Raw genomic sequence first — 15,907 nt, 5'->3', positions numbered from 1 at the left:
TGCACGTCGGCCGGCCGTACCGGGCCCCGGCATCGGAGGGGGCGGCACGGCCGCCTCGGCGCGGGCACCCGGCGCGCGGGGGAGCGTTCTGCCCTCGGGACGGACACGGTGCGCGGACGGGCGCCCGGCCCTGCAGCGGCAGACCGGTCGCGGACACCCGTCGCCGCGTCCAACGGCACCCGGAACCTCCGTCAACGACTGCGGGGAGGACGTGCCGTCCGCCTACGCGGGCAGCCGAGCCGGACGGATCGGCACCGGTGGCCCCGTGCTGCCGGGGTGTGCTGCCGGTGCCGGTGGCGGTGGAGGACAGACGGGGCGGCCGGTGTCGGTCCGGCGGAACGTTTCCACTGCGGACCGCTCGCGCCGGACGGGCGGTCGGCAGCGGGGCCCCGGCCCCGCCGGACCCCGCTGCGGTTCAGCCGTCGAATTCGGTGGCGTCGATCAGCCAGTCGGCCAGGTAGCGCGCATACGAGGCGCGCACGAAGACCCAGAAGTCCGCAGGATCGGTCTCGCGGCACAGCAGGATCACCGCGGCGCGTGCGAGGAGGGTCTGCGCGCACTGGTCGGCGCCGAATACGCGCGGGTGCAGGTCGAGCGCGCACCCCGTGTTCAGCAGGTCGCGGGCCTTCGGCCCGGACACCCTGACGATCGTGCGGTGGGCCGACACGTCCACCACCGCGCCGTGCGCGCCGTCCAGGGCCGCGGTCAGCGTGTCCTGGAGCTCCGGCGCCGTTCCCTCGGAGCCCACCACCAGCCACTCGTCGGGCCCCAGGCCCAGGACGAGGACGCGGTCGGTGCGGGCGACCTGCCCGGGCCGGCCGGGAAGTGCGGCCCCGAGCGCCGTGCCGATGCGCTCGGCCGCCCCGCCCCTGGGGTCCACGCGCAGCGCGACCTGGGCGGTGAAGGGGACCTCGGCGATCCGCACGCCCTGCACGCCCTCCGGCGCCGAGTGCCGGGCCAGGGCGTCCGCGCGGGCCGCCAGCGGAGAGGCGCCGTACAGGTCAGCCGTCACGGCGTGCTCCTTCCTTGTCGTAGAACACGGGATCGGTGATCTCGACGGGCACCAGCCGGTCGCCGACGTGGCCGTAGACCGTCTGCCCGATGCGGTCGCGTCCCCCTCGGACCAGGGCCAGGGCGAACGGTGTGCCGAGCACGGCGCTGCGGTAGCTGGAGGTCACGTGGCCGAGCATCGGCACCGGCGGTTCGGGGAGCACCCGCGTCTCCACGAGCTGGGTCCCCTCAGGGAGGACGCCCTCCCCCGCGGCCGGGATCAGGCCCACGAGCTGCTTGCGGTCGGTGCGGGCGGTGTCGGGGCGGCTGAAGGAGCGGCGGCCGATGAAGTCGGCCTTCTTCCTCGACACCGCCCACCCCATGCCCAGGTCCTGCGGGGTGACCGTGCCGTCGGTGTCCTGGCCGACGATGGGGAAGCCCTTCTCCGCGCGCAGCACGTGCATGGTCTCGGTCCCGTAGGGCGTGATGCCGAACGGCCCGCCCGCCTCGTAGAGGGCCTCCCAGACGTGCCGGCCGTGCCACCAGGGCACGTTGACCTCGAAGGCCAGCTCACCGGAGAAGCTGATCCGGCACACCCGCGCCCTCCGCCCGGCGACCGCGCCGTTGCGCCAGCTCATGAAGGGGAACTCGGCGTTGTCCAGGTCGATGCCGGCGGCCACCCGCGCCAGGACCTCCCGCGAGCGCGGGCCGGCGAGCGCGATGGTGGCCCACTGCTCGGTCACCGAGGTCAGATGCACCCGCAGGTGCGTCCACTCGGTCTGCAGCCAGTCCTCCAGGTGCTCCAGCACGTGGGCGGCGTTGCCGGAGGTCGTGGTGAGCAGGTACCGGTTCTCGCCGGTGCGCATGACGGTCCCGTCGTCGAAGACCATCCCGTCGGCGGTGCACATGAGTCCGTACCGGATGCGGCCGACCTTGAGCGTGCTCATCATGTTCGTGTAGACGAGGTCGAGGAACGCGGCCGCGTCCGGGCCCTGCACGTCGATCTTGCCGAGCGTGGACACGTCCTGCATCCCCACGCCGGTGCGCACCGCGCGGCACTCGCGCAGCACGGCGGCCTCCATGTCCTCGCCCCGCCGGGGGTAGTACCACGGGCGCTTCCACTGGCCGACGTTCTCGAAGGGCGCGCCGTGCCCGACGTGCCAGTCGTGCATCGCCGTCACCCGGACCGGGTCGTAGAGGTCGCCCCGCTCCCGGCCGGCCAGCGCGGCGAAGGCCACGGGCGTGTAGGGCGCGCGGAAGGTGGTGGTGCCCACCTCGGACGGGTCCGTCCCCAGCAGTTCGGCGATGATGCCCGTCGACAGCGTCCCCGACGTCTTGCCCTGGTCGTGCCCGGTGCCGACGGTGGTGAAGCGCTTGATGTGCTCCACCGAGGTCAGCCCCGCTCCGACGGCCCTGCCGATGTCGGCGACCGTGGCGTCGCGCGCCAGGTCCACGAACTGCCGGGCGCCCGGCGCCTCGGTGTCGGGGTCGGGGACCCGCCACAGCGGGCGGCCCTTGGGCACCGGGTGCGCGTCCGTCTCGGGGCGGGGCGCCGCCGCGGCCTCGAGCCCGAGGCGGGATGCGGCCTGCACCCCGGCCACCGCGCCGCTGGACAGGCACTGGGCGGTGGTCCGCAGGCCGGACGCCGCGCCCGCCGGGTGCACCCCGGGCACGGAGCCGGCGGGCAGGAACGCGCCGGCGGCCCCGTCGAAGGCGACCGGGCCGCCGGCCTGGGAGTACAGGTGGACCGCGGGGTTCCAGCCGCCGGAGACGAGCAGCAGGTCGCACGCCTGCGGGTCGGCGGCGCCGATCGTTCCGGAGTCCGGGTCGAACGCGGCGATGTGCGCCGCGGTGACGTGCTCCTCGCCGGAGGTGCCCACCACGGCGTGCCCGGGGAGCACCGGGATCCGGGCCTCCGCGCAGCGCCTGGCCCAGAAGGGGGGCGCCTCCGGCCGCGCGTCGACGACGGCGGCGATCTCGGCCCCGGCGCCCCACAGGTCCAGCGCGGCCGGGTAGGCGCCGTCGTCGGTGGTGAACACGACGGCGCGGCGCCCCGCCACCACGCCGTACCGGTGCAGGTAGGTGCGGGCGGCCCCGGCTGGCATCGTGCCGGGGCGGTCGTTGTCGGCGAAGACCAGGGGGCGCTCGTGCGCCCCGGTCGCCAGGACCGCTTCGCGGGCCCGGATGTGCCAGGTGCGCTGGCGGGTGAGGGCGTCTGGGCCCCGGTCCTCCAGCGCCACCAGGTAGTTGCCGTCGTAGTGGCCGAAGACCGTGGTGCGCGGAAGCAGGCGCACGTCGGGGCCCCGGGCGAGCTCGGCGGTCACCCGCCGCACCCAGTCCGCGGCCGGCGCATGGTCGAGCAGCTCCCCGCTGCCCAGCAGGCCGCCGCCGAACTCGGTGTCGGCGTCGGCCACGACGACCCGGGCGCCGGCGCGGGCGGCGGCCAGCGCCGCGGAGAGCCCGGCCGGTCCGGCGCCGACGACGAGCACGTCGCAGTGGGCGTGCATCGCGTCGTAGCGGGCGGGGTCGGGGTCGGCCGCCAGGCGCCCCTGTCCGGGCAGGCCGTGGGCCTCCAGCCCGTCCCGCAGCTCCACCGTGGTGGCGGTGAGCATGGGCTCGGGGAAGGGCTTGACGATCTGCACCAGCGCGCTGGGCTCCTCGGCGCCGGCGGACGCGATGCCCCGGGGGCGCCCGTGGCGGATGCCGGTGCCCACCTGGTGCACCCCGTTGGCCAGCAGCGCCGAGGCCAGCGTGTCGCCGGCGCAGCCCTGGTAGTCGCGGCCCTCGAAGCGGAAGGCCACGGGGCGGTCCCGGTCGATCCGGCCGCCCTCTGCGAGCCTGAAGGAGCCGCTCACACCGTCACCGCCCTCTCCTGCTCCGCGCCCACCGGGCGGATCTCGTGGGTCACGGTGTCCCGGCGGACGGTGAACCAGCGGCGGCAGCCCGCACGGTGCATCCACCGCTCGGTGAAGGCGCCCATGGGGTTGGCGCGGAAGAACAGGAACCGGGCCCATTCGGCGTCGGAGACCGCGTCGGGGTCGCGGGGGCAGGCCACGTCGGCCTGGCCGCCGTAGTGGAACTCGACTTCGTTGCGCGGGCCGCACCACGGGCACGGGATCAGCATCATGCGGGGCCTCCTTCGGAGGGTCGTGGGATGCCGCGACGCCGGGGTCGCGGAGAGGGGGCGGCAGGCGGCGCGGCCGGCCCGTCCCGCCCGGGTCAGTGCGCCACCCCTGCGGCGCCGTGTTCGTCGATCAGGGCGCCGGTGGTGAAGCGCTCCAGGCCGAAGGGCTCGGTGAGCGGGTGCGGCTCGTCCTTGGCGATGGTGTGCGCGTAGCACCAGCCCACGCCGGGGGTGGCCTTGAAACCGCCGGTTCCCCAGCCGCAGTTGATGTACAGGCCCTCGAAGGGGGTCCGCCCCATGATCGCGGAGGCGTCGGGGGTGACGTCCACGACGCCGGCCCAGGTGCGCACCGCGTGGGCGCGGGCGAACACCGGGAACAGCTCCACGGCCGCGGCCAGCTCCCGCTCGATGGTGGGGAACGCCCCCCGCCGGCCGTAGGAGTTGTAGGAGTCGATGCCCGCCCCGAGCACGAGCTCGCCCTTGTGCGCCTGGCTGACGTAGACGTGCACCGCGTTGGACATGACCACCGTCGGGTGCACCGGTTCCAGCAGCTCCGAGACCAGGGCCTGCAGCGGGTGGCTCTGCAGCGGCAGGCGCAGGCCGAGCGTGTCGGCCAGCACCGAGGTGTGGCCCGCCGCGGCCAGCGCGACCCTGCCCGCCCGGATCGGCCCCCGGGTGGTCTGCACACCGACCACCCGGTCGCCGGCCCGCTCGAAGCCGGTGACCTCGCACCCCTGCACCAGGTCCACGCCCAGAAGGTCCAGGGCGCGGGCGAGGCCCCAGGCGACGTGGTCGTGCTTGGCGATGCCCGCCCGGGGCTGCCAGGTCCCTCCCAGCACGGGGTAGCGCAGGTCCGGCGAGGTGTTGAGGATCGGGCAGGCCTCGGCGGCCTGCTCGGCGTCGAGCCACTCGGCGTCGATGCCGTTGAGCCGGTTCGCCCCCACCCGCCGGACGCCGTCGCGCACCTCCTGCAGCGAGTGCGCCAGGTTCAGCACGCCGCGCTGGGAGAACAGCAGCGGGTAGTCGAGCTCCTCCTCCAGCCCCTCCCACAGCTTCAGCGCGTGCTCGTAGAGCCCGGCGCTCTCGTCCCAGAGGTAGTTGGAGCGGATGATGGTGGTGTTGCGGGCCATGTTGCCGCCGGCCAGCCATCCGCGCTCCAGGACGGCGATGTCGGTGATGCCGTGGTTGACCGCCAGGTAGTAGGCGGTCGCCAGGCCGTGTCCGCCGCCGCCCACGATGACCACGTCGTAGGACCGTTCGGGGTCGGCGGCGCGCCAGAGCCGGTCGGGGTGGTCCGGCAGGTCGGCGCCGGGGGTGCGCGGTGCCATCAGAGCCCTCCGTTCGAGCCCGGGTAGAGCGGTGCGGCGGGGGCCGGGGCCTCCGCCCGTGCGCGCAGCCGCGCGGCGGCCGCGCCGTCGAAGCCGGGCTGCAGTGACGCGGCGGTGACGTCGGCGTGTTCACAGCCGCCGAAGGACCGCCGGCCGGGGGAGCCCTCGGCGTACTCGTCGGCCGGCACCGCCCCCTGGGCCTCCAGGACCGGGCGGGGGGCGACGTTCTCCGAGGCGATCATCTCCAGGGTGGTCCGCTGTCGGCGGAGCTCGGCGCCGAGGGCCGCGGCGAACTGCGGGTCGGCGGCGCTCAGCGGCAGGTCGAGAGCGCGGGCGGCGCTGGTGGGGCGGGAGGGGGACACGGGACTCCTTCCGTGCCGGAGGGCGGCGGGCGGGCGGGGAGCGGACGGCCGCGCGGCACTGCCACGCAATTGCCATACAACTGAAATATCAGAAGGCCCTCAGGCTAACAGCGAGGGCACTGGGGTCAAGGGGGTCGCGCCACCGGTTCGGAGCGGTGTCGGCCCGGAAGGGCGTCGGCGGCCTCGCCCCGTTCGGGCGGCGGGGCGGGGACGGGTGTCCCGGTTCCGGGCGGGGGGTTGACCGCCGGCTCGGCCGCGGCATACCTTCCATCCAATTGATATATCAGTATGCGTTCAGCGTGCCGCCGACCCCGGCCCCGGGCCCGTGCTATGGCGGGTCCTCCGCGTCGACGCCCCCTCGCCCCTTCGCCCCACCCGCGGTGTGCGCCCGTCTTCGGCGCGCCCTGCCCCTGCCTCCTGCCCCCGCCCCCGAGCCGTTTGCCGCGGCTCCACGGAGCAGGTGCCGCTCCCGCCTGCGCAAGCGCCGCCCCTCAGAGGCCTTCACAGTCCGCCCGTTAGGAGACCAGCATGAGTACGACCCCCCGTGTCGTGATCATCGGAGCCGGGATCGTCGGCGCCAACCTGGCCGATGAGCTGACCGAGCGCGGATGGGACCGGGTCACCGTCCTCGACCAGGGGCCGCTCCCGCTCACCGGGGGGTCCACCTCCCACGCGCCCGGGCTGGTCTACCAGACCGGCCCCTCGAAGACGATGACCGCGTTCGCCCAGTACACCGTCGAGAAGTTCACCGGCCTCGACGCCGACGGGGCCTGGTGCTTCAACCGGGTGGGCGGCCTGGAGATCGCGACCACCGCCGAGCGGCTGGCCGACCTGCACCGCAAGCAGGGCTGGGCCACCTCCTGGGGCGTCCCCGGCGAGGTCGTGGGCCCCCAGGAGTGCGCCAAACTCCACCCGCTGCTCGACCCCGACCGGATCCTGGGCGGCCTGCACACCCCCACCGACGGCCTGGCCAAGGCCTCCCGCGCGGTCGATGCGCTCGCCCGCCGCGCCCAGGCGCGCGGCGCCCGGTTCCAGGGCGGTACCCGCGTGGTGGGCGTCCGGCAGAGCGGGGGGCGCGTCACCGGGGTGGAGACCACCCGGGGCGAGGTCCCCGCCGACATCGTCGTGTGCTGCGCCGGCTTCTGGGGCCGCGCGGTCGGCGCGATGGCCGGGATGAACCTGCCCCTGCTGCCCATGGCCCACCAGTACGTGCACACCGGGCCGCTGCCCGAACTGGCGGGGCGCAACGACGAGCACGGCGAGGCGCGGATGCCGATCCTGCGCCACCAGGACCGCGACCTGTACTTCCGCGAGCACGTCGACCGGCTCGGCGTCGGCTCCTACGCCCACCGCCCGATGCCGGTGGGCCTGGAGGACCTGCCCCGCGTGGACGGCCCCACCGAGGCGTCCATGCCCTCGATGCTGCCCTTCACCGGCGAGGACTTCGCCGAGTCCTGGGAGTACGCCCGGCGGCTGCTGCCCGCACTGGAGACGGCCCGGATCGAGGACGGCTTCAACGGCGTCTTCTCCTTCACCCCCGACGGCGGGCCGCTGATCGGCGAGTCGCCCGAGACGGCCGGCTTCTGGATCGCCGAGGCGGTGTGGGTGACCCACTCGGCGGGCGTGGCCAGGTCGGTCGCCCAGCTGCTGGTGGACGGCCGCAGCGAGGTCGAGCTGCACGGCTGCGACGTCCACCGGTTCGACGAGATCGAGACCGCCGAGGCCTACGTGGAGGAGACGGCCCGGCAGAACTTCATCGAGATCTATGACGTCAAACACCCGCTGCAGCCCCGGCTCTCGCCCCGCGACCTGCGCGTCAGCCCCTTCCACGCGCGGCAGAAGGAGCTGGGCGCCGTCTTCCTGGAGGCCCACGGCTGGGAGCGCCCGCACTGGTACGGAGCCAACGCGGCGCTGGCCAAGGAGCTGCCCATGGACTGGCGGCCGCCCTCCCGCGACGCCTGGTCCGGCATGTTCCACGACCCCTCCGTCGTGGCGGTGGAGGCCTGGAGGACCCGCACCGCCGTGGCCCTGTACGACATGACCCCGCTCAAGCGGCTGGAGATCGGCGGTCCGGGCGCCCTGGCCTACCTGGACGGCCTGACCACCGGAAAAATGGACAAGTCCGTCGGCGCCGTGACCTATACCCTGCTGCTCGACGCCGCCGGCGGGGTCCGCAGCGACATCACCGTCGCGCGCCTCGGCGAACAGGAGTTCCAGGTCGGTGTCAACGGCAACATCGACCTGGACTACTTCCGGCGGCGGCTCCCCGGCGACGGCAGCGTGCAGCTGCGCGACGTCACCGGGGGCACCTGCTGCATCGGGGTGTGGGGGCCGCTGGCCCGCGACCTGGTGCAGCCGCTGAGCCGCGACGACTTCTCCCATGAGGGCCTGAAGTTCTTCCGGTGCAAGCGGGCCCACATCGCGGGGATCCCGGTCACCGCCATGCGCCTGTCCTACGTCGGAGAGCTGGGCTGGGAGGTCTACACCAGCGCCGAGTACGGCCGACGGCTCTGGGACGTGCTGTACGAGGCCGGACGCGGCCTCGGCGTCGTGGCCGCCGGCCGGGCCGCCTTCAACAGCCTCCGGCTGGAGAAGGGGTACCGCGCCTGGGGGACCGACATGACCACCGAGCACGACCCCTACGAGGCGGGCGTCGGCTTCGCCGTCCGCCCCGACAAGGGCCCCTTCGTCGGGCGCGACGCCCTCGCCGGACGCGACGAGAGCACGGTGACGCGCCGCCTGACGTGCCTGACCGTCGACGACGGGCGCAGCGTGGTGCTCGGGTCCGAGCCGGTGTTCCTCGACGGGGACCCCGCCGGATACGTCACCTCCGCGGCCTTCTCCCACACCCTGGGCACGCCCATCGCCTACGCGTGGCTGCCCGCCTCGGCCACGCCCGGCACCCCGGTCGAGATCAAGTACTTCGACCGCATGGTCCGTGCCACCGTCGCCGCAGAACCCCTGGTCGACCCCGAGATGAAGCGCATCCGCCGCTGAACCGGACCCCGCACCGCCCCGGTTCCGGTCCCCCCTCACCGCCGGGGCGGTGCGGTCCACGCGGGCGCGCCGAGGCGCCCGCCCGGCCATCCCGCCCGGCCCACACCGCCTGATCACCCTGCCCGACCGCCCCGCCCGCACCGCCGTCGGCGGCCCCGCCGCCGCACCCGCCCCGAACCGCCAGGGGAGCGCGCATGAGCCTGTCCGTATTCGATCTGTTCAAAGTGGGCATCGGACCGTCCAGTTCGCACACGGTCGGCCCGATGCGCGCGGCGTACCTGTTCACCACCCGGCTGCGCTCCTCCGGGGGCCTCCCGCGCGTCGCGAGCGTCCGCTGCGGGCTGTTCGGGTCGCTCGGCGCGACCGGGCACGGCCACGGCAGCGTCACGGCCGTGGTCCTCGGCCTCCAGGGGGAGCAGCCCCACATCGTGGACCCCGTCTCCGCCGGACCGGGGGTCCGGGCGGTCCAAGAGGAAGGGGTCCTCGCGCTCCTCGGGGAGCACAAGATCGCCTTCTCCCTGGACGACGTCGTCCTGCACCGCAACGAGCGGTTGCCGTTCCACAGCAACGGAATGGTCTTCGAGGCCTTCGACGACCGGGGCCGCACGGTCGACCGCCGGGAGTACTACTCGGTGGGGGGAGGGTTCGTCCTCGACGAGGACGAGGCGGGCCGCCCCGTCCTCGTCGAGGACGGGACCGCCACCCCCTACCCCTTCCGCACGGGTGAGGAGCTGCTCGCCCACACGCGCCGCACGGGCCTGCCGGTCAGCGGGGTCATGCTGGCCAACGAGCGCGTCCGGCGCACCGGGGACGAGGTCCGCGAGGGCCTGCTGCACATCTGGTCGGTGATGGGGGAGTGCGTCGACCGCGGGATGAGCACCTCCGGGGTCCTGCCCGGAGGGCTGCGGGTCCGCCGCCGGGCCGGCGGGCTCCGGGCGCGCCTGGAGGCCGGCGGAGGGGACGACGACGCCCTGGCCGCGCTGGAATGGGTCACCCTCTTCGCCCTCGCCGTGAACGAGGAGAACGCCGCGGGCGGACGGGTGGTGACCGCGCCGACGAACGGCGCCGCCGGGATCGTCCCGGCCGTCCTCCACTACGCCAGGGACTTCCTCCCCTCGTTCGGCTCAGAGGCGGTGGTGCGGTTCCTGCTCACCGCAGGGGCGATCGGGATCCTGTTCAAGGAGAACGCGTCGATCTCGGGGGCCGAGGTCGGCTGCCAGGGCGAGGTCGGGTCGGCCTGCTCGATGGCGGCGGCGGGGCTCGCCGAGGTCATCGGGGGCATGCCCGAGCAGGTGGAGAACGCGGCCGAGATCGGTCTGGAGCACAACCTCGGGCTGACCTGCGACCCCGTGGGAGGGCTCGTGCAGATCCCCTGCATCGAGCGCAACGCGGTGGCCGCGGTCAAGGCGATCACCGCCGCCCGGATGGCCGTCCGGGGCGACGGCCGGCACCACGTCCCCCTCGACAAGGCGATCACGACCATGCGCCAGACGGGGGCCGACATGAAGGACAAGTACAAGGAGACCGCCCGCGGCGGACTCGCCCTCAACGTCGTGGAATGCTGAGGAGTAATCCGGTGGCCCGTTCGTTCGTCCTCACCCTGAGCTGTCCCGACCGGACCGGAATCGTCCAGGCTGTCAGCTCCTATCTGCTCCGGCGCGGCTGCGATATCCGCGAATACCGGCAGTTCGACGATTCCGTCCGCGGACGCGTCTTCCTGCGCACGCAGGTCGCGGCCGGCCACGAGGTCGACCTCGATGAGGTCTCCGCAGGCTTCGAGCCGGTCGCCGCGGACTTCGGGATGGACTTCGCCTTCTTCGACGACCGCGATGCGCGCGTGCTGGTGATGGTCTCCAAGGCCGGCCACTGCCTCAACGACCTGATCTACCGCTGGCGCGCCGGGAGCCTGGGGGCCGACATCCTGGCCGTGGTGTCCAACCACCGGGACCTGCGGCCGATGGCCGAGGCGGCCGGACTGCCCTTCGTGCACATCCCCGTCACCCCCGACGACAAGGCGGAGGCCGAGGCCCGGCTGCTGAAACTGGTCGACGAATACCGGGCCGACCTGGTCGTCCTCGCCCGTTACATGCAGATCCTCTCCGACGAGACCTGCAAGGCCCTTTACGGGCGGGCCATCAACATCCACCACTCCTTCCTCCCGGGGTTCAAGGGCGCCAAGCCCTACCACCAGGCCTACCGGCGCGGGGTCAAGCTGGTCGGCGCCACCGCGCACTACGTCACCCCCGACCTGGACGAGGGGCCGATCATCGAGCAGGAGGTCATCCGCATCGACCACACCTACGACCCGCAGGCGCTGCAGACGGTGGGGCGGGACGCCGAGGCCCTGGCCCTGTCGCGGGCGGTGCGCTGGCACTGCGAGCGGCGGGTGCTGCTCAACGGGGACAGCACCGTCGTCTTCCGCTGAACGAGGAACGCCCGCAGAACGCCCGTAGAACGCGTCCGGATCCCGCGCCGCGGGCCGGCGCCCCCTCTGAACCCTCGACTCATATATCTGTCCGCGATAAGGTGCGAAGGCCTCATTCCCGCGTTGCCGTCTCCGGCGCACGGCCTTTCGAGCAGCCGATTCGAGCAGCCCCTCGGGGACCGCGCGCGGGGTCGCCGTGCCCCGCGAACGGCCGCGGCCCCGGGTGCTCCCATCGACATCTCCGCCACCGGCCTTCGGGGAACGCGGCCGCGCATGCCCCGGCGCCGGCGGCGAGGTCGCCCACCTTCCGTCCCCTTCCCCTCCCCGCGTGAGGAGCGCGTCCATGACGACCGGTGAAATCGCCGCATCCACCGAAGGCGAGAACCTCCCTGAGAGCCTGCGCGAGACCCTTCCCGGCCACTACTACACCGACCCCGGGATCTTCCGCGCCGAACAGGCCGCGATCTTCGAGGCCCAGTGGTTCTGCGCGGCCTACGGCGACGACCTGGCCCGCCCCGGCCAGTTCGAGACCGTGCAGATCGGCCGCGAGAGCGTCCTGGTGACCCGGGGCCGGGACGGCGCCGTCCACGCCTATCTCAACGTGTGCCGCCACCGGGGGGCCCGGCTGTGCACACAGGAGCGCGGCGAGGTGCGGCGCGCCTTCCAGTGCCCGTACCACGCCTGGACCTACTCCCTCGACGGCAAGCTGGTCTCGGCCCCGAACCTGACGGCGATGCCGGACGTGGACCGCGCCCGCTTCGGCCTGCACCGGGTGCACGTGCGCGAGTGGCTCGGCTACGTGTGGCTGTGCCTGGCCGAGGAGCCGCCCTCGTTCGAGGACACCGTCATCGGCGATGTCACCGCCCGCCTGGGCACCCCGGACGCGATCGTGGGCTACCAGGTCGCCGACCTCAAGCTCGGCCGGCGGATCGAGTACGACGTGAAGGCGAACTGGAAGCAGATCGTCGAGAACTTCATGGAGTGCTACCACTGCGCGACGATCCACCCCGAGCTGACCGAGGTCCTCCCGGAGTTCGCCGACGGCCTGGCGGCCCAGTACTTCGTGGGCCACGGGGCCGAGTTCGGCGAGGACGTGGAGGGCTTCACCGTCGACGGCTCGGCCGGGCTGGAGCCGATCCCGGGGGTGAGCCAGGACCAGGACCGGCGGTACTACGCCATCACCGTCCGCCCGCAGGTCTTCATCAACCTCGTCCCCGACCACGTGATCTTCCACCGCATGTTCCCGCTGTCGGCCGATCGGACCCTCGTCCGCTGCGACTGGCTCTACCTGCCCGAGGTGGTCGACTCGGGCGCGGACCTCGACCGCTCGGTGGAGCTGTTCCACCGGGTCAACCAGCAGGACTTCGACGCCTGCGAGCGGTGCCAGCTCGCCATGGACTCCCGGTCCTACCGGGACGGCGGGGTGCTGGTGCCCAGCGAGCACCACATCGGGGAGTTCCACGACTGGGTCCGGCAGCGCACCGGCTGACGCGGACCCCTCGAGAGCCCCGCGCGCGTGCGCGCGGGGCCTACGGAGGAGGGCGGTCCGTTCGAGCACCTGCTCTGCCCCGCGCGCGTGCGCGCGGGGCCTACCGCCTCTGCGCCGGGGGCGCCGGCAGGGCCTGCACGGGAAGGCAGGCCTGAAGGGAAGGGGATCCGAAGGGGCGGAGCGGGGGAGGGGCGACGTCCGCCGGGAAGGAGTGGGAAGGAGCGGGGCGGCCCTAGGACTCCTCGTCGTGCGGGTACTCCAGGGGAACGCCCTCCGGGGACAGCGGCGGAGGGGGCAGCTCCGAGCTCGACGTCAGCGGCGCCGCGCCTTCCAGGGGCCGCCCTGCGTGCTCCTTCAGGAAGCAGGTGCTGACGAGGCCGATCACGCCCGCGCCGATGAGGTAGTAGCCGGGCCAGTCCAGATCGCCGGTGGCCACGGTGGCGGCCTCGATGACCGTCGGCGCCGTACCGGCGAACAGCGAGACCGAGGCGTTGAAGATGACCGCGAGGCCGCTGTAGCGGACCATCGTGGGGAACAGGGCGGGCAGGGTCGAGGGGGAGACCGCGGCGAAGCACACCAGGGCGGTCCCCATGATCAGCAGCCCGACGATCTGGCCCGGCAGGCCCTCGCGCAGCAGCCACACCGCCGGCAGGCCCAAGACGGCCAGGGTCGCGCTGCCCATGATGAGGACCGGCCGGCGCCCGATCCGGTCGCTCAACCGCCCCACGGACCCGATCACGCACACCATCAGCACCATGGTGGCGACCTGCAGGGCGGTCACCACCGCCTCGCTGGTGCCGCCCATGCCGTAGCGCGGGAGCGTTCCGGTCAGGTAGGCGGGCACGTAGTTGGTGAGCACGTAGTTGGTCACGTTCCAGGCGATGGTCACCCCGGCCGCCACGAGCGCCGCGGTGCGGTAGTGGGCCGCGATGATCTGGACGGCGCGCCGGACCGACATCGTGGACAGTGCGGGTGAGCGCTCCATGAGCTGCCGGAAGGCGGGCGTGTCCTCCAGGGCGATCCGAAGGTAGAGGCCGGTCAGGCCCAGGGGGAGCGCGAGCATGAACGGCAGACGCCAGCCCCATGCGACCAGGGCGTCGTCGGGCAGGAGGGCGATCACCGCCCCGGACACCGCCGCGCCCAGGGCGTAGCCGGTCAGCGTGGACAGCTCCAGCCGGCTGCCGAAGAACCCGCGCCGCCGGTCGGGCGCGTACTCGGCGATCAGGGTGAGCGCCCCGGTGTACTCGCCGCCGGCGGCGAAGCCCTGCAGCATCCGCATCAGCAGCACCAGCATCGGTGCGGCGAGGCCGATCGCGCCGTAGCCCGGAACCAGCCCGAGCAGCCCCGTCGCCGCCGCCATGAGCAGCATCGAGGCCGCCAGCACCCGGGTGCGGCCGAACCGGTCGCCGAGCCGGCCGAAGACGAGGCCGCCGAGCGGGCGCATCAGGAAGGCCGAGGCGAACGCGCCGAGGGCCAGCGCGGTCGTCCACTGGCCGACGTCGGGGAAGAACACCCGGTTCAGCACCACGACGGCCAGATAGGAGTAGAGCCCGAAGTCGTACCAGGCGGCGAAGTTGCCCACCGCCGCCGCCGCGACCGCACGGCGGACGGTGCGCTCCTCCTGGACGACGGGCGGCGTGAGGCCCCGCCACGGCCGCTTCGGCTTATCGGTCATGAGTCCCCTCGATGCGGCCTGCCGCCGCTGCGGCACGGGGCGCGTCCCGGCAGGCGACTGCCGTTCCGGCGGGGTTCGGACGACGACGGATCGACGAGTGATATATCTCTATTCCGGCAAGCGGCAACCTACGGGACCGCTTCGGTACGGGTCAAGGGCCGCGGGGTCGGCCCCGCGTGCAGGTCGGGACCGGGGGCGGCGCCGGGAATGCGGCCGGGATCGGGCCTCCGGGAAATCGACCGTTGACGGGCGGCGGGCGGACACGCATCCTGTGTGTTGCACATATCACCGTAGGTCTCGCAGTACGCAACAGAGGCGAGAGGATCCTCGCGGACGGTCCCGGTCCCCCCTCACAGGGTCGAACGCGGTCGAAGCGGTCGGCTCCGGGTCCGTCCACCGGACGGCGGATCACCCTGCGGTGTGCGTCGCCGTGTCGGACCCGTGACCCCCACCGGCCGTCGAGAGAAATCCACCGTTGACGAGCGGCGGACCGGACCGCCCAATGTTCGTTGCGTATCACGCATTTATTTTCTTCATATGCAACTGGAGGCGAGATGATCTTCGTGGGCGAGCTGTCCGACCTCCCGCCCGGAGAGTCGGCCCGAGTGCAGGGGGAGGTGGCGATCGCGGTCTTCAACGTGGACGGTGAGCTCTACGCGATCGACGACACCTGCACCCACCAGGACGCGTCGCTGTCCGACGGATGGCTGGAGGGGTGCGCGGTCGAGTGCCCCCTGCACGCCGCCTGCTTCGATCTGCGGACCGGCCGCCCCAGCGGCCCGCCCGCCAAGAAGCCCGTCCGGACCCACGAGGTCCTCGTCCAGGACGGGACGGTCTACGTCCGCGAGTCCGCCCCCGTCGGCGCGGACGCGCCCGTGAACGAGGTGGTCTGATGGAGGCCGTCACCGTCGTCGGGGCCTCGCTGGCCGGCCTGGCGAGCGCCCGCGCGCTGCGCGAGCAGGGCTTCGAAGGCCGGATCACCGTGGTCGGCGACGAGAAGCACGCCCCCTACGACCGGCCCCCGCTGTCCAAGGAGTTCCTGGCCGGCGCGGTGACCGAGGACGACCTGCGCCTGACCGGGGACGACGAGGACCTGCGGGCCGAGTGGGTCCTGGGCCGCACGGCCCGGGCCCTGGACACCCGGCAGGGCGCCGTCGAGCTGGACGACGGCACCCGCATCGCCTCCGACGCCGTCGTGCTCGCCACCGGGGCGCGGGCGCGCACCCCGCCGGGCCCCGTGCCCGCCGGGGTGCACACCCTGCGCACCCTCGACGACGCGCAGGCCCTGCGGCGCGAACTCGTGCCGGGAGCGCGGCTGGTCGTCATCGGGGCCGGGTTCATCGGCGCCGAGGTCGCCTCGACCGCGGTCGGCCTGGGCTGCGAGGTGGGCGTCGTCGAAGCGGGGGCGGTCCCCCTGCAGCGCGTCCTGGGGCCCGAGATGGGGGCCGTGTGCGGCCGGATGCACGCCCGCCACGGCGTGCGCCTGCACCCCGGTGCCCGCGTGTCGGCGCTGGTGG

The 15,907-nt window shown here is 73.7% G+C and carries 11 protein-coding genes and 1 pseudogene; 6 read left to right on the top strand and 6 right to left on the bottom strand.

Annotation, left to right across the window (positions count from 1 at the left end; genetic code table 11):
• Positions 1–415: 415 nt before the first annotated feature.
• From D450_RS0106350 to D450_RS0106330, 5 genes and pseudogenes are all read right to left on the bottom strand, one after another.
• A complete protein-coding gene (locus tag D450_RS0106350; protein WP_017537839.1) occupies positions 416–1,012 on the bottom strand; it encodes a sarcosine oxidase subunit gamma in 597 nt (198 codons plus the stop codon).
• Positions 1,002–3,845 carry a 2Fe-2S iron-sulfur cluster-binding protein gene (locus tag D450_RS0106345; RefSeq protein ID WP_017537838.1) on the bottom strand — a complete coding sequence of 948 codons (2,844 nt, stop codon included), beginning with the start codon at positions 3,843–3,845 and terminating at the stop codon, positions 1,002–1,004. The genes D450_RS0106350 and D450_RS0106345 overlap by 11 nt, the downstream gene beginning before the upstream one ends.
• Positions 3,842–4,117: a sarcosine oxidase subunit delta gene (locus D450_RS0106340; RefSeq protein WP_017537837.1), complete on the bottom strand. Its 276-nt coding sequence runs from the start codon at positions 4,115–4,117 to the stop codon at positions 3,842–3,844. Before D450_RS0106340 ends, D450_RS0106345 begins: the two co-directional genes overlap by 4 nt.
• 92 nt (positions 4,118–4,209) lie before the next feature.
• A complete protein-coding gene (locus tag D450_RS0106335; protein ID WP_017537836.1) occupies positions 4,210–5,442 on the bottom strand; it encodes a sarcosine oxidase subunit beta family protein in 1,233 nt (410 codons plus the stop codon).
• Positions 5,443–5,558: 116 nt separating this feature from the next.
• A pseudogene (locus tag D450_RS0106330) lies at positions 5,559–5,762 on the bottom strand (transcriptional regulator); the annotation flags it as partial.
• A 570-nt stretch (positions 5,763–6,332) separates the two neighbouring features.
• Here D450_RS0106330 and D450_RS0106325 point away from each other — a divergent pair.
• From D450_RS0106325 to D450_RS0106310, 4 genes are all read left to right on the top strand, one after another.
• Entirely contained in the window at positions 6,333–8,801 is a 2,469-nt protein-coding gene (locus tag D450_RS0106325; protein WP_026128413.1) for a GcvT family protein, read from the top strand.
• Between the two features lie 194 nt (positions 8,802–8,995).
• Positions 8,996–10,366 carry an L-serine ammonia-lyase gene (locus D450_RS0106320; protein ID WP_017537833.1) on the top strand — a complete coding sequence of 457 codons (1,371 nt, stop codon included), beginning with the start codon at positions 8,996–8,998 and terminating at the stop codon, positions 10,364–10,366.
• An 11-nt stretch (positions 10,367–10,377) separates the two neighbouring features.
• Positions 10,378–11,226: a formyltetrahydrofolate deformylase gene (purU, locus tag D450_RS0106315; RefSeq protein ID WP_017537832.1), complete on the top strand. Its 849-nt coding sequence runs from the start codon at positions 10,378–10,380 to the stop codon at positions 11,224–11,226.
• 343 nt (positions 11,227–11,569) lie between these two features.
• Positions 11,570–12,715: an aromatic ring-hydroxylating oxygenase subunit alpha gene (locus tag D450_RS0106310; RefSeq protein ID WP_017537831.1), complete on the top strand. Its 1,146-nt coding sequence runs from the start codon at positions 11,570–11,572 to the stop codon at positions 12,713–12,715.
• Positions 12,716–12,947: 232 nt separating this feature from the next.
• Here the strand turns inward: D450_RS0106310 and D450_RS0106305 are convergent, their stop codons facing one another.
• A complete protein-coding gene (locus D450_RS0106305; RefSeq protein ID WP_017537830.1) occupies positions 12,948–14,390 on the bottom strand; it encodes an MFS transporter in 1,443 nt (480 codons plus the stop codon).
• A gap of 554 nt (positions 14,391–14,944) precedes the next feature.
• Between D450_RS0106305 and D450_RS0106300 the strand changes: the two genes are divergently transcribed.
• Positions 14,945–15,283 carry a bifunctional 3-phenylpropionate/cinnamic acid dioxygenase ferredoxin subunit gene (locus tag D450_RS0106300; protein WP_017537829.1) on the top strand — a complete coding sequence of 113 codons (339 nt, stop codon included), beginning with the start codon at positions 14,945–14,947 and terminating at the stop codon, positions 15,281–15,283.
• Positions 15,283–15,907: NAD(P)/FAD-dependent oxidoreductase (locus tag D450_RS0106295; RefSeq protein WP_017537828.1), on the top strand; the 625-nt coding region annotated here is incomplete at its 3' end. The genes D450_RS0106300 and D450_RS0106295, both read left to right, overlap by 1 nt.

The organism is Nocardiopsis halophila DSM 44494, assembly GCF_000341245.1.
GTDB lineage: Bacteria > Actinomycetota > Actinomycetes > Streptosporangiales > Streptosporangiaceae > Nocardiopsis_A > Nocardiopsis_A halophila.
The sequence above is the reverse complement of the archived record's forward strand: the minus strand, read 5'-3'. Positions and strand labels throughout refer to the sequence as shown.